Consider the following 13,900-nt stretch of genomic DNA (forward strand, 5'->3'; position numbering starts at 1 on the left):
GCCTGTGCCGGCGGCTCGGTGTCCAGGTCAGCCGCCGATTCTGGCACGCGGCCGGCCGTCAGGCCAGCCTCAGCCTGCGTCACAGGAGTCGACCAGCAGCTGCCCGGACTCGAGCCGGGCGCGCCGGTCGGCCAGCGCCTCGATGTCGTCGCGGTCGTGGCTGACCAGCAGCACCGCGGCGCCCGCGGCCTTCTGGCGGCGTACCAGGTCCCAGAGCCCCGCGCGGGTCGCCTCGTCGAGCCCCGAGAAGGGTTCATCGAGCAGCAGGATTCGCGAGCCGCGCAGCAGCGCCACGCGCTGGCGCTGGCCGCCGGAGAGTTCGGCGGGCAGGCGGTCGTGGAGCCCCGCGAGCCCCACCTCGGCCAACCCCTCGCGAACCCGGGCCTGCTGTGCCGGGGTGAGGCGCATGTCCGGCGCGAGCCCCAGCCCCACGTTGAGCCACACCGGCAGCTGATCGAAGAGGTTGTGCTCCTGGAAGACGGTGGTGATGCCGCGTTCCCACGGCGGTTGCATCAGCAGGTCCCGGCCCTGCCAGGCGAGGCTGCCGCTGGCCGGCTCGAGAAAGCCCGCCAGCAGCCCGAGCAGGGTGCTCTTGCCGGTCCCCGACGGCCCCGCCACCGACAGGCACTCGCCGGGCGCGAGCCGGAAGCTGAAGCAGAAATCCGGCGTCTCGCCGGGCTCACAGCGGTCGTAGTGGAAGATCAGGTCACGGCACTCGAGCATGACGCTCCTCGCGGGCGAAACGGTTCCACGGGTAGCGGGGCGGGCGTCGGGTCAAGAGTCCCAGCAGCGCGAACACCAGCACCACCAGCGCCAGCAGCAACAGCGCCGTGGCGGCGGCGCCCTGCCAGCGGTAGCCGCCGAGCTGCTGGAAGAGCAGCATCGGCAGGGTCGGCGCCGAGGGGCTGCCGAACAGCGCGATCACACTGAAGTCGCCCAGCGACAGGGTCATGGCATAGGCCAGCGCCAGGGCCAGGGGACGCCGCAGCCGCGGCCAGACCAGCCAGCGCAGCCGCACGCGCCCGCGGATGCCGAACTGGTCGGCCAGGCGCACCTCGGGGGCCGAGAGCCCGGGCAGCGCCCCGCGGATCACCTGCATGGCGAAGGGCAGCGCCATGAAGGCGTTGACCAGCACCACCAGGCCATAGCCCTGCCAGCCGCTACCGAGCGTCGGGCGCAGCAGCAGGAAGAGCCCGGTGCCGAGCACCAGGGCGGGGATCACCAGGATCAGCTGGCCGCCGCCCTCCATCAGCAGCGCCCCCGCAGAGTGCCGCCGGACCTTGAGCCAACGGCTGCCGACGAGCAGCGACAGGGCAAGGGACAGTGCCCCGGCCGCCGCGCCGAGGGCCATCACCAGGCTGCGCGCCGCCGCGGCCCACAGGCTCGCCTGGCGGGGCAGCTCCGGCAGCCCGGCCAGGCCCGCCAGCACCACGGCGGCGAGCGGCGGCAGCAGCAGCGCCGCCAGTGCGGTGAGCCAGACGGCATCGGTGAGTCGCGAGACCCCCAGGGCGTCGCGGCGGCGCCAGCGCCCGCCGCTCGGCAGCGCGACGCTGCCCACCACCAGCGAGGGCGCCCCGCCCCAGGAGAGGGCGAGCAGCCACAGCGACAGGCAGATGGCCAGCTGGGTCAGCGCCAGAAGTGCCGCCAGCGCCAGGTCGTGATCGAACTTCAGCGCCTGATAGAGCGCCACCTCCAGGGTCGAGGAGCGCGGGCCGCCGCCCAGCGTCATGACGATGGCGAAGCTGGTGAAGCAGAGCGTGAACACCAGCGCCGCGAGCCTCGGCAGCAGCGGCGCGAGGCGCGGCCACTCCAGGGTGCGCCAGAGCGTCGCCCGGGTCAGGCCCAGCTGGGAGGCGAGCCGCCAGTGCGCCGCGGGCGCCGTCTCCAGCGCCTGCAGCATCAGCCGGGCCGCCAGCGGCAGGTTGTAGAAGACGTGGGCCAGCACGATGCCCGAGAGGCCGTAGAGGTAGCCCGACTCCGAGCCGACGAGCCCCTCCCAGAGCGGCGCCGCCCAGCCGCGCCGACCGTGCACGGCCACCAGACCGAACAGGCCGATCAGCGTGGGTAGCACTAGCGAGAGCTCCATGGCCCGCAGCAGCAGGCCGCGCCCCGGGAAGCGTGGGCGCCGCGCCAGGGCCAGCGCCACCGGCACGGCGAGTCCCACCGCCAGCAGCGTCGAGAGGGTCGCCTGCCAGAGGGTGAAGCGCAGCACGGCGGCGAGCCACGGCTCCTGCCACAGGGCCGCCGGATGCACCCCCCGGGCCTGCCACAGCAGCGCGCCGAGGCTGCCGAGCCCCAGGCCCGCCACCGCCGCGAGGGCGGCGAGGCCGAGCCCCGGCGCCCAGCGCGAGCGACTGGCCCAGCGCAGGGAGGAGGTCGCCCCGCTCAACGAACGCTGGCGTTGAGCCACTCGCGGATCCACTCACGGCGGTGCGCACGCACCTCCTCGGGGGAGAACGTCAGGCTCTCGGGGGTGATCAGCCGGTCGAAGACCTTGGGTAACTCGTCGCCCAGGTCGATGGCCGGGTTCATGACGTTGCCCAGCGGAATGTGGCGCTGGAACTCCGGCGTCAGGATGAAGGCCAGGAAGTCCCGGGCCAGCTCGGGCTACTCGGTGGTGCGCAGCATCGCGGCGGTCTCCACCTGCAGATAGTGGCCCTCCTCGAACTCGGCGGCCTGGTAACGGTCGGTCTCCTCCACCGCCATGTGATAGGCCGGCGAGGTGGCATACGACAGCACCATGGGCGCCTCGCCGTTCATGAACAGCGAGAAGTAGGCCTGGCTCCAGCCGTTGGTGACGGCGAGCACCCGCTCGTTGAGCCGCGCCCAGATGTCGGGCGCCCGATCGCCGTAGAGCTTCTTGATCCACAGCATCAACCCCTGGCCGGTAACGCTGGTGCGCGGATCCTGGAGGATCACCTTGACCGCCTCGGGCGCCTCGAGCAGCTCGGCGAAACTGCCGGGCGGCTCCGCGATCTGCTCGGTGTCGTAGACGAAGGCGAAGTGGCCCCAGTCGTAGGGCAGGAAGGTCTCGTCCTCCCAGTCGATGGGCAGGTCGAGGGCGCCGGTGTCGGCGCCGTGGGGGGCCAGCAGGTCGAGCGCCCGCGCCTCGGCCATCAAGTTCATGTCCAGGCCCAGCACCAGGTCCGCCCGGGTGCCCTCCCCCTCCAGGCGCATGCGCTGGAGGATGTCGACGCCGCCGGGCAGGGCCACGAACTCCAGGTCGCAGTCGCCGCAGCGCGCCTCGAAGGCCTCCTCGATGCCGGGGCCGGGGCCCCATTCGGAGACGAAGGAGTCGTAGGTGTAGACGGTCAGGGTCTCGTCGGCCTGGAGCGAGCCGGCGGCCAGCAGCGCCGCGAACGACGCGCCGGCGGCATGGAGCTTGGAGGGCATGGGCGTTCCTTGTTGTTCGCACACTTGTTCGCGCATCTTGTTCACAAGACAAAACGATGCACCCGCCATTATGCCATGGCGGGTGCGCGCGGGAGGAAGGAAGCGATAGCATCGGGCGGGTTCGGGCTTATCCGGCGACAGGCCTCCGGCCCTCTCGCCAAGAGGGTCACCCCATAGGCGAGGCCTGGCGGGGGACTTCCTCGGCGCTCGGCGCTCGGCGCTCGACGCTTGTAGCTCCTAGCCGAAGACCACCCGGGCCACGTCGCGATAGCGGCCGGCGAAGTGCACCGTCAGCCCCTCCTTGAGGTAGTCGGGCAGCTCGTCGTAGTCGCGGCGATTGGCCTCGGGCAGGATCAGCTCGACGATGTCGCTGCGCCGGGCGGCGATCACCTTCTCGCGGATGCCGCCCACCGGCAGCACCTGGCCGGTCAGGGTCAGCTCGCCGGTCATCGCCAACGGCCGGTCGAGGGCGTGATGCCGGGCCAGCGAGAGCAACGCCGTGGCGATGGTCACCCCGGCCGAGGGGCCATCCTTGGGCGTGGCCCCCTCTGGCACGTGCAGGTGCACGAAGGCCGAGTCGAAGAAGTCTGGATCGGCGCCGTAGTCGCCGAGGTGGCCGAGCACGTAGCTGTAGGCGATGTTGGCCGACTCCTTCATGACGTCGCCGAGCTGGCCGGTGAGCTTGAAGCCGCGATCCAGGGCGTGCACCTTGCCGGCCTCCACGGAGAGCGTGGCGCCGCCCATCGAGGTCCAGGCGAGCCCGGTGACCACGCCCTCGCCCTTCATCACCTTCTCCTTGCGGAAGATCGGCGGGCCGAGGTAGGTCTCGAGGTTGTTGACCGAGACCCGCACCGAGTGCTGCTCGTCCTCGAGGAGCTTGACCGCCGCCTTGCGTACGATGCGGTGCAGCTGCTTCTCGAGCTGGCGCACCCCGGCCTCCCGGGCGTAGCCCTCGATCACCTGGCGCAGCGCCGCGTCGGTGAGGTTGATGCGCTTCTTGGGAATGCGGTCGCGCTTGAGCAGCTTGGGCCACAGGAAGTGCTTGGCGATGGCCACCTTCTCCTCGGCGATGTAGCCCGAGAGGCGGATCTGCTCCATGCGGTCGAGCAGCGCCGGGGAAATCGAGTCCAGAGTGTTGGCGGTGCAGACGAAGAGCACCTTGGAGAGGTCCAGGCGCACGTCGAGGTAGTGGTCGAGGAAGTCGACGTTCTGCTCCGGGTCGAGCACCTCGAGCAGCGCCGAAGCCGGGTCGCCCTGGAAGGACTGCCCCATCTTGTCGATCTCGTCGAGCATGATCACCGGGTTCTCGACCTCGACCTCCTTGAGGGCCTGGACCAGCTTGCCGGGCATGGCACCGATGTAGGTGCGCCGATGGCCCTTGATCTCGGCCTCGTCGCGCATGCCGCCCACCGAGAAGCGGTAGAACTCGCGGCCCAGCGCGTCGGCGATGGAGCGCCCCACCGAGGTCTTGCCGACGCCCGGCGGGCCGACCAGCAGCAGGATCGAGCCGCCCACGTCGCCCTTGAAGGTGCCCTCGGCGAGGAACTCGACGATGCGCTCCTTGACGTCGTTCAGGCCGTCGTGGTCGCGGTCGAGCACCGTGCGGGCGTGGGCCAGGTCGAGCTGGTCCTGGCTGTGCACGCCCCAGGGCATGGCGGTGAGCCAGTCGAGATAGTTGCGGGTGGTGCCGTACTCCGGCGAGCCGGTCTCCAGCACCGAGAGCTTGTCGAGCTCGTCGTCGATGCGCTCCATGACCCGCTCGGGGACCACGCGACCCTCGAGACGCGCCCGGAAGGTGTCGACGTCGTTCTCGCGATCGTCCTTGGAGATGCCCAGCTCACGCTGGATCACCTTGAGCTGCTCGCGCAGGAAGAACTCCCGCTGGCGCTCCTGCATCTGGGCGTTGACCTGCTCGCTGATCTCGCTTTGCAGCTGGGCAACGTCGATCTCCTTGCGCAGCAGCGGCAACACCTTCTGCATGCGATCCATCACCGGCAGGGTCGCCAGCACGTCCTGCAGCTCCGGCCCCTTGGCCGAGGTGATGGCCGCGGCGAAGTCGGTCAGCGGCCCCGGCTCATGGGGGCTGAAGCGATTGAGGTAGTGCTTGAGCTCCTCGCCGTAGAGCGGGTTGATCGGCAGCAACTCCTTGATGCCGTTGATCAGCGCCATGGCATAGGCGCGGGTCTCGTCCTCCTCGGCATCCACCGGCTCGCGGGGATAGCTCACCTCGACCAGGTAGGGCGGCTCCTTGGAGAGCCAGCGCTGGATGCGAAAGCGGCGCACGCCCTGGGCGATGAACTGGATCTGCTGATCCTCGCCCTGCAGCTTGTGGACTCGCACCGCGGTGCCGAACTCGGGGAAGTCCTCGCCGCCTAGCTCCTCGACGCCGGTCTCGCCGACGAAGGCCAGGCCGACGGTGCGATGCGGGGTATCGCCGACCCGGCGGATGGTCTCCTCCCAGCGCTCGCGGTTGATCACCAGCGGCTGGACCTGGGCGGGGAAGAAGGGCCGGTTGTGGATCGGCAGCAAGTAGATGCGCTCGGGCAGGGAGTCGCTGGCGGGTACCACCGCGTGGTGGCCCTCGGCGCCGGGCATCTCATCGTCGAAGGCGTCGTCGTCGTTGGCATGGATCCAGTCCAGGCCATCCTGCATCTCGTGATCGTCGCTCATGCGGTCCTCGTCCTGAATCGTCGGGAGGGTTCCCGGGGCTGCCTTGAGGAATGCGGGCAGCGTGGCCCGACTTCAAGTCATTGACGTCGTTCGAGGATCGGCGCCAGCGGTCGGCCGTTGATTCTGACCCGCCCGCGCACCACGTCAATCGCCAGGTCCTCGGTACCCAGCGGCAGGCCGAGCCACAGCGCCACCACGGGAGGCACCTGATCCCAGGTCACGTCGCCGTAGAGCCGCGAGCGCCAGCGGGCCTGCTCCTCGGGCTCGTCCAGCGCGATCAGGTTCAGCGCCTCGAGCTCACCCGCATCGAAGAACAGGGCGCCGTCGCCGCGGGCGTCCAGCCCCAGCATCGGGCTGTCGAGGTCGATGGCGTGGATGTCCAGCCGCGGCGAATCCTCGAGCATGCCCAGCAGGTCGGGCTCCAGGCGCGCCAGCAGCGCCCTGCCCTGGCGGTCGGTCTCACCACGGGCCGCCTCGTCACGCAGCACGGCGAGCACGCGGCGCAGCGCATCGGCGTTGATCCTCGAGAGCTCCACGGCGAGGCGACCGGTGAGCAGCACCTCGTCGGCGGCCATCAGCCGATCGAGGGTCAGCTCGCTCTCGATGCGCAGCTCCGCCTCGTCGAGAGTGGTGCGGCTGTGCAGCACGAGGCCACTGGCATCCAGCGCGAGGTCCGGCTGACGCCAGGTGAGCCCTTCCACCTTGAGCAGGTCCTGCTGGGTGAAGTGGTAGGCGCCCTCGGTGTAGGCGTAGCGGCTCTCCAGGGTGACCGGGCCGGTTTCGAGCGTGGTCGCGCCATCGCTGAGCCGCCAGGGTGCCAGATCCGCCTGCAGACGCCAGTCGCCGTAGACGCCGCTGAAGGTGACCTCGCCGCCGCGAAACTCGAGCGCGCGCTCCTGCTGGCGGATGAGGAACGGCGAGAGCGTCAGGCGCCCCCGCAGGGTAGCGCCGAGGGTATGGTAGCGGGCCTGCCAGCGGGGCGGCGATGAGGGCAGCAGATCGCCGAACAGCCGACGATCGGCGGGGCCGACGTAAGGCTTGAGCGTGCCGTCGATGCGGGTATTGATCACCCCATGGCGCGCCTCGTAGGGCAGCGCCAGGTGCCAGGCCCGACCGAAGCGGGGGGTCAGGTGGAGGGTGCCGCTGGATTCGAGCCAGCCCCGCTCGACGTCGGTGCGCTCGACCAGCAGGTCGCCGCGGGCGGCGAGATCCTCGAGGGCCCGGGCCAGTTCACGCTCGAAGAGCAGGCTGGAGATCGCCTGGCCCGCGGCCCAGAGCAGCGCCAGCCCCACCACCACCGGGACGATCAGTCGTTCCTTGCGCATCATGACCTTCCTTGTCCGCGCCGTTTCCGGGCCCTCGCGGCGCGCCGCGAGGGAGCGCTCCTGCGGCGCAGCGACTCAGTGGAGCCAGAACCACAGGTGCATGGTACTCCATGCGTAGGCCGCGGCGAGGACATCGTCGATCATGATGCCGAAGCCGCCGGCGACCCGGCGATCCGCCCAACGGATCGGCCACGGTTTGAAGACATCGAAGACGCGAAACACCGCGAAACCCCACAGCGCCGCCTCCCAGGAGAAGGGCACGGCGGCCATGGTCAGCCAGTAGCCGACGAACTCGTCCCAGACGATGCCGGAGTGGTCATGGACACCCAGGTCGTGGGACGTCTTGTCGCAGAGCCAGATGCCCCACAGGAAGGTCACCGCCACCAAGCCGAGGTACCAGCCCAGCGGCAGCTCGGACATCAGCCAATAGAAGGGGATGGCGGCCAGGGTGCCGAAGGTGCCGGGGGCGAAGGGCACGGTCCCACTGCCGAGCCCGAAGGCCAGGAAGTGCACCGGGCGTCGCCAGACGCTGGCAGGAGCCTGGTTCATGAGGCACCGCCCGGCGGGGCGCCGCCCGACGGAGCGCCGCCCGGCTGAAAATGCTGCCAGCCGCGCTCACCGGCGAGCACCACGCCGCGAATGCCGGGCGTATCAACCACCCGGCCGATCTCGGTGAGCGCCAGACCACGCTCGGCCAGTCGCCCGCGCGCCGTGGCCAGATGCGCCGGCGGCACGGCCACCAGCAGCTCGTAGTCGTCGCCGCCGTGCAGCGCCGCCTCCCGCGCGCTTGCTTCACCGAGGGCCGCCACCAGCCCCTCGGCCAGCGGCAGCGCCTCGGGAGTCAGCTCGGCCCCGACGCCGGAGCCCTCGAGCACGTGGCCCAGATCGGCCAGCAGGCCGTCGGAGACGTCGATGGCGGCGCTCGCCAGGCCGCGCAGGGCGAGCCCCGCCGCGAGGCGCGGCTGCGGATGCAGGTAGCGCGCGAGCAGCGGATGGGCGAGGTCTCGCTCACCGCGCTGCCAGAGGGCCAGCCCGCCGGCACCGCCGCCCAGCGCCCCGGTGACGGCCAGCACGTCGCCCGGCCGTGCGCCGCCGCGGGTCAGCGCCTGCTCCGGTGGCACCTCCCCCATCACCGTGACGCCGATGGCAAGCTCCCCGCGGGTGACGTCGCCCCCCACCAGGGTGGTGCCGGTGGCGTCGCAGAGGGCATGGAAGCCGCGGGCGAACTCCGCAAACCAGGGACCATCATCCGCCGCCGGCAGGGTCAGCGACATCAGACACCAGCGGGCGCGGGCGCCCATGGCGGCCAGATCGCTCAGGCTGACCGCCAGCGCCCGGTGGCCAATCGCCGCGGCCGGCGCCGCCTCGGGGAAGTGGACCCCAGCGACCGAGGTATCGACACTGACCGCCAGCCGCTGCCCCGCCGTCGGCGCCAGCAGGGTGCAGTCATCGCCCACACCTAGGCTCACACCGGCATCCAAGCCGGGCGGGTCGGGCGTGAAGTAGCGGGTGATGAGTTCGAATTCGCTGTGCATCGGGGCGGGCCTTCAGCGGCGGCGAGCAGTGACCTCGGCGGACCGCAGCCGCCCGGCAAGCTTGTCGAGAATGCTGTTGACGTACTTGTGTCCGTCCGTGGCCCCGAAGGACTTGGCGAGCTCGACGCCCTCGGTGATCACCGCGCGGTACGGCACCTCCAGGCGCTTGGAGAGCTCGTAGGCGCCCAGGCGCAGGATCGTGAGCTCGATGGGGTCGAGATCCTCGAGGCGACGGTCGAGCAGCGGCGCGATGGAGGCATCGAGGGCCTGGCGCTCACGGGCCACGTTATGCAGCAGCTCATGGAACAGCGCCAGGTCGGCAATCTCCATGACCTTGTGCCAGTTCTCGTGATCCTCGAGGTCATCGTCGGCCACCTGGCTGCGGAACTCCGCCTCCACGGTGGTGATCGACTTGCCGGTCATCTGCCATTGATAGAGGCCCTGGACGGCCAGCTCACGGGCCGCATGGCGCGACTGCTGCGCCTTCGAGGGCACCCGCGTACGCTCGCCGCTCATGCCTCACCCCCGGCGTCGGCATCGTCGCCGAAGCAGCGCAGCAGCGAGACCATCTCCATGGCCGCCATGGCCGCCTCGGCGCCCTTGTTGCCGGCCTTGGTGCCGGCGCGCTCGATGGCCTGCTCGATGGACTCGACGGTCAGCACGCCGTTGGCCACAGGGGTGTCGAACTCGAGCTGCAGGTTGCCCATGGCGGTGTTGCAGCCGCCGGCCACGTACTCGAAGTGGGGGGTGCCGCCGCGAATCACCGCGCCCAGGGCGAGCACCGCGTCGGGGCGCGCCACCTGCAACACGCGCTTGATCGCCAGCGGCAGCTCCCAGGCGCCGGGCACGTGGACGATATCGATGTTCTCGGCGTCCACGCCGTGGCGCACCAGGCTGTCCACGGCGCCTTCGACCAGGCTGTCCACCACGTGATGGTTGAAGCGGCCGACCACGATCACGTAGCGGCCATCGACGTCGACGAAGCTGCCTTCGACTTGGGAAATCGGTTGCATGGTTCTGTGTCCTGAAAGATCCGGTGCTGAAGGGTCCGGGGGCATGGCCGCCGGCCATGCCATCATGGGAAAGGCGAGTGCGGCGTCAGTCGTCGCCAGGCTCGCCGAGCGCGTGTTCGCCGGGCTCCAGTCGCTCTACCACCTCGAGGTCGAAGCCGGAGAGGGCGGAGAACTTCCAGGGCGAGCTCAACAGGCGCATCTTGCCGACCCCCAGATGACGCAGGATCTGCGAGCCGGTGCCGATGGTCAGGTAGTTGCCGGCACCGTCGGAGTCGCTGGTACGCGGCGAGCGTCGGCGTTCGAGGAACACCTCGAGCAGGTCGTACAGGTCCTGGTGCGGACGGCCGTCGTCGAGCAGCACGAAGACGCCGTGCTCGGCGTCGGCCACCTCGGCCAGCGCCTGCTGGGCGGTCCAGTTCGGCCGATCGCCCTTCTGCAGGGCGAGCAGGTCGCGCATCACGTTGGCCAGGTGCACGCGCACCGTGGTCAGCGCCTCGGGATGCGGATGTCCCTTGACCAGCGCCAGGTGATGGGCGCCCTGGATACTGTCGCGGAAGACATGCAGGGTGAGCTCGCCGAAGGCGGTCTCCACCGGGCTCGACTCCACCGGCTGCACGGTCTGCTCGTTGTGGATGCGGTAGTGGATCAGGTCGGCGATGGTGCCCATCTTCAGGCCGTGCTCGACGGCGAAACGCTCGAGCTCGGCGCGGCGCGCCATGCTGCCATCCTCGTTCATCACCTCGCAGATCACACCGCTGGGGTCGAGCCCGGCCAGCGCCGAGAGGTCGCAGGCCGCCTCGGTGTGGCCGGCGCGACGCAGCACGCCGCCGGGCTCGGCCATCAGCGGGAAGATGTGGCCGGGTTGCACGATGTCGCCGGCCTTGGCATCGCGGGCGACCGCCGCGCGCACGGTGCGCGCGCGATCGGCGGCGGAGATGCCGGTGGTCACCCCCTCGGCGGCTTCGATGGAGAGGGTGAACTTGGTCCCGAAGCCGGAGCCGTTGTCGCGCACCATCAGCGGCAGCTGGAGACGCTCGCAGCGCTCGCGGGTCATCGGCAGGCAGATCAGCCCCCTGGCGTGGCGCGCCATGAAGTTGATGTGCTCGGCCTCGACCTTCTCGGCGGCCATGATGATGTCGCCTTCGTTCTCGCGATCCTCGTCATCCATCAGGATCACCATCTTGCCCTGACGAATGTCCTCGACCAGTTCTTCAATAGGGGCCAGGCCCCCGGATGAGGAGTGCACCATGGAGTCTCCATTGATTCAGCGTGGTGGCCGTCGCGGTCCCGCGACGATCGGGTCGCCCTCCGGCGTCGCCACCTCGAAACCGCGTCAGGGTACCGTGGCGCGTCGGTGGGCGCCAGTAGATAGCAGCCATGGCGCGTCGATGGGCGCCAGTTTCAAGCGCCGAGCAGGATGATGCCGCTGTGTTCAGCTTTCGGCCACCGTGTGCCGCCGGGGCCGAGCGGTGATGCGCCAGTCCTGGCCCACGGCACGGATGTCGAGGATCTCGAGCCCCTTCTGCTGGGCCATCAGCGAGAGACCCGGCAGTGCGAAGAGCGGGCGCGCCTCGCCGCCGAGCAGGGTCGGGGCCACGAACAGCTGCATCTCGTCGATCAGGTTCGCCTCGAGCATGGCGCCGGCCAGCGTCGCCCCGGTCTCGAGCAGCACCTCGTTGGCCTGCTCCGCCTCGGCCAGGTGCTTCAGCAGGGCATCGAGATCGACCCGGCCGTCGTGGCCCGCCGGCATCGTCACCACCTCGGCGCCGGCCTCCGCGAGCCGCTCGCGCCGCTCGACATCGTGCTCGGCGAGGGTCGCCACCAGGGTCCGGCCGGACTCGCGCAGGCAGGCCGCCGCCTGGGGCAACCGCAGGCGGGAATCTACCACCACGCGCAGCGGCTGGCGGGCGGCGATCGTCTCGCCGTCGGGCAGCGCCAGCTGCTCGGCGCGCACGGTGAGCCGGGCATTATCGAAGATGATCGACTCCACCCCGGTGAGGATGGCGCTTGCGCGGGCACGCAGGCGCTGCACCTCGCGGCGGGCCTGGGGCCCGGTGATCCACTGGGATTCGCCGGAGCTCATAGCGGTGCGGCCATCCAGGCTCATGGCCATCTTCAGGCGCACGAAGGGGCGGCCATGGGACATGCGCATCACGAAACCGGGATTGAGCGCCAGCGCTTCATCCTCCAGCACGCCCACCGTGACCTCGAGGCCGGCGTCGCGCAGCAGGGCGATGCCCCGGCCGGCCACCTGGGGATTGGGGTCCTGCATGGCGACCACGACGCTTGCCACTCCGGCCTCGACCAGCGCCAGGGCGCAGGGGCCGGTACGGCCCTGATGAGCGCACGGCTCCAGGGTCACGTAGGCGGTGGCGCCACGGGTGGATTCCCCCGCCGCGCGCAGGGCGTGGATCTCGGCGTGGGGCTCGCCGGCCCGCTCGTGCCAGCCTTCGCCGACCACCCGCTCGTCCTTGACCAGCACACAGCCCACCCGGGGGTTGGGGTCGGTGGTGTAGCGGCCGCGCTCGGCCAGCTTGAGGGCGCGGGCCATCCAGGTCTCGGGCAGGGTCGAGGCGATCATCAGTGCCCTCCGGCGGGGTCGTCGGGGAAGCCGGGCTCCTGGGCCAGGCGATCGATCTCGGCGCGAAACTCATCGATGTCCTGGAAACGGCGGTAGACCGAGGCGAAGCGGATGTAGGCGACCTGATCGAGGCGCTTGAGGGCCTGCATGACCTCTTCGCCGATGTCCCGGGCGTGAATCTCGCGCTCGCCGCGGGCCCGCAGGTGCTGGCGGATGCGCTCCACCGCCGCTTCGATCGACTCGGCGCTGACCGGACGCTTCTCCAGCGCGCGCAGCATGCCGGCGCGCAGCTTGCCCTCGTCGAACACCTCGCGGGTACCGTCGGACTTGATCACCCGTGGCATCACGAGTTCGGCGGTCTCGTAGGTGGTGAAGCGCTCGCCGCAGGCCGCGCACTGTCGACGCCGCCGAACCTGATCACCCTCGGCCACCAGGCGGGAATCGGTCACGCGCGTGTCGTTGGCGCCACAGAAGGGGCAATGCATAGGAGGTAACCCGACGTCGATGAGAGGCTGTCGCGGCATTGTAACGGTTCACGGGCAGAGCGCCCAGTCAAGGGACGCCGAGAGGGCGGTATAGGGAGGCCTTCGGCCTCCATCGCGATCTGAAGATCGCTCCCACAGGGCGTCAGTGGCCCTGATCGTCGCCGCTCATGTCCATGGCCATCGGCTGCACCCGCTGGACCGGCGCTTCGAGGGTCATCGTCTCGCCGTTATCGAGGGTCAGGGTCAGCTCGACGCGCTCGCCCTCGACCGGGGTCGCGGCCAGCTCGAACATCATCAGGTGCCAGCCCCCCGGCGCCAGTCGCACGGTCTCACCGGCCGGCAGGGGGATCGCCTCGACCCGACGCATCTGCATCACGCCGTCGACCATCACGTGGTTGTGAAGCTCCAGGCGGCCGGCCAGCGGCGAGGCGCCTTCGACCAGCGCCAGGTCCGTCTCGCCCGCGTTGGTCAGCGTCATGAAGGCGGCGGTGGTGGCCGACCCGGGGGGCACGGCGCGCACGTGGTCCCCCTCGACGGCAAGGGAGTCGACCTCGGCAGCGGCGCCGAGCAGCGGCAGGGAGAGCAGAGAGAGCAGGAACAGCGGGCGGGCGGCGAGGCGCATGGCGATAGACTCCAGCGGTCGAGGGATGGGATCTGCCTATCCTGCCACGACGACGCCGGCGAGCGGGATGCGACATCTCGCCCCGCCACAGGCCCGCTGAATTAATCCATGGCTAATGCCGGCGTGTCAGGATGGGAACTTCGGGACGCGGCGCGAGTCCTCTCGTCACCCATGACGCTATCGCCCCATGAGGTCTCCTCACGACATCCCTTCAACAAGGCTTTCTTACAACAGCGCTTCACGACAGCGCTTTATTCCCGTTCTTCACAAGGACAT

The 13,900-nt window shown here is 70.3% G+C and carries 14 protein-coding genes; all 14 read right to left on the reverse strand.

Going from position 1 to position 13,900, the window contains the following annotated elements; genetic code table 11:
• Positions 1 to 69: 69 nt before the first annotated feature.
• Positions 70 to 723 carry an ATP-binding cassette domain-containing protein gene (locus FEI13_RS13165; RefSeq protein ID WP_138181983.1) on the reverse strand — a complete coding sequence of 218 codons (654 nt, stop codon included), beginning with the start codon at positions 721 to 723 and terminating at the stop codon, positions 70 to 72.
• Complete coding sequence (gene thiP, locus FEI13_RS13170; RefSeq protein ID WP_158294547.1) at positions 707 to 2,410, reverse strand: thiamine/thiamine pyrophosphate ABC transporter permease; 1,704 nt, start codon at positions 2,408 to 2,410, stop codon at positions 707 to 709. The genes FEI13_RS13165 and thiP overlap by 17 nt, the downstream gene beginning before the upstream one ends.
• The gene (locus tag FEI13_RS19505) at positions 2,386 to 2,532 is read right to left on the reverse strand and encodes a hypothetical protein (protein WP_240036520.1); all 147 of its coding nucleotides are present in this window, start codon (positions 2,530 to 2,532) and stop codon (positions 2,386 to 2,388) included. Before FEI13_RS19505 ends, thiP begins: the two co-directional genes overlap by 25 nt.
• Positions 2,533 to 2,607: 75 nt before the next feature.
• Positions 2,608 to 3,393, reverse strand: coding sequence for a thiamine ABC transporter substrate-binding protein (locus FEI13_RS13175; RefSeq protein ID WP_240036521.1), 786 nt, complete (start codon positions 3,391 to 3,393; stop codon positions 2,608 to 2,610).
• Between the two features lie 237 nt (positions 3,394 to 3,630).
• Positions 3,631 to 6,063 (reverse strand): endopeptidase La, encoded by a 2,433-nt coding sequence (gene lon / locus FEI13_RS13180; protein ID WP_138181985.1) that lies wholly within the window; start codon positions 6,061 to 6,063, stop codon positions 3,631 to 3,633.
• A gap of 77 nt (positions 6,064 to 6,140) precedes the next feature.
• Complete coding sequence (locus FEI13_RS13185; protein ID WP_138181986.1) at positions 6,141 to 7,388, reverse strand: DUF945 family protein; 1,248 nt, start codon at positions 7,386 to 7,388, stop codon at positions 6,141 to 6,143.
• Between the two features lie 75 nt (positions 7,389 to 7,463).
• Entirely contained in the window at positions 7,464 to 7,937 is a 474-nt protein-coding gene (locus tag FEI13_RS13190) for a phosphatidylglycerophosphatase A family protein (RefSeq protein ID WP_089848422.1), read from the reverse strand.
• Positions 7,934 to 8,923, reverse strand: coding sequence for a thiamine-phosphate kinase (gene thiL / locus FEI13_RS13195; RefSeq protein ID WP_138181987.1), 990 nt, complete (start codon positions 8,921 to 8,923; stop codon positions 7,934 to 7,936). The genes FEI13_RS13190 and thiL overlap by 4 nt, the downstream gene beginning before the upstream one ends.
• 12 nt (positions 8,924 to 8,935) lie before the next feature.
• A complete protein-coding gene (nusB, locus tag FEI13_RS13200; RefSeq protein WP_138181988.1) occupies positions 8,936 to 9,439 on the reverse strand; it encodes a transcription antitermination factor NusB in 504 nt (167 codons plus the stop codon).
• On the reverse strand, positions 9,436 to 9,936 hold the full coding sequence (gene ribH / locus FEI13_RS13205) for a 6,7-dimethyl-8-ribityllumazine synthase (protein WP_138181989.1): 501 nt from the start codon (positions 9,934 to 9,936) through the stop codon (positions 9,436 to 9,438). The genes nusB and ribH overlap by 4 nt, the downstream gene beginning before the upstream one ends.
• Before the next feature lie 85 nt (positions 9,937 to 10,021).
• Positions 10,022 to 11,185, reverse strand: a complete 1,164-nt coding sequence (gene ribBA, locus FEI13_RS13210; protein WP_138181990.1) for a bifunctional 3,4-dihydroxy-2-butanone-4-phosphate synthase/GTP cyclohydrolase II — start codon at positions 11,183 to 11,185, stop codon at positions 10,022 to 10,024.
• 183 nt (positions 11,186 to 11,368) lie between these two features.
• Positions 11,369 to 12,517, reverse strand: coding sequence for a bifunctional diaminohydroxyphosphoribosylaminopyrimidine deaminase/5-amino-6-(5-phosphoribosylamino)uracil reductase RibD (gene ribD / locus FEI13_RS13215; protein ID WP_138181991.1), 1,149 nt, complete (start codon positions 12,515 to 12,517; stop codon positions 11,369 to 11,371).
• Positions 12,517 to 13,002, reverse strand: a complete 486-nt coding sequence (nrdR, locus tag FEI13_RS13220) for a transcriptional regulator NrdR (protein WP_138181992.1) — start codon at positions 13,000 to 13,002, stop codon at positions 12,517 to 12,519. The genes ribD and nrdR overlap by 1 nt, the downstream gene beginning before the upstream one ends.
• A gap of 142 nt (positions 13,003 to 13,144) precedes the next feature.
• Positions 13,145 to 13,624: a copper chaperone PCu(A)C gene (locus FEI13_RS13225; RefSeq protein WP_138181993.1), complete on the reverse strand. Its 480-nt coding sequence runs from the start codon at positions 13,622 to 13,624 to the stop codon at positions 13,145 to 13,147.
• Positions 13,625 to 13,900: the final 276 nt, after the last annotated feature.

Origin of the sequence: Halomonas urmiana, assembly GCF_005780185.1 — a bacterium.
Taxonomy (GTDB): Bacteria; Pseudomonadota; Gammaproteobacteria; order Pseudomonadales; family Halomonadaceae; genus Halomonas; species Halomonas urmiana.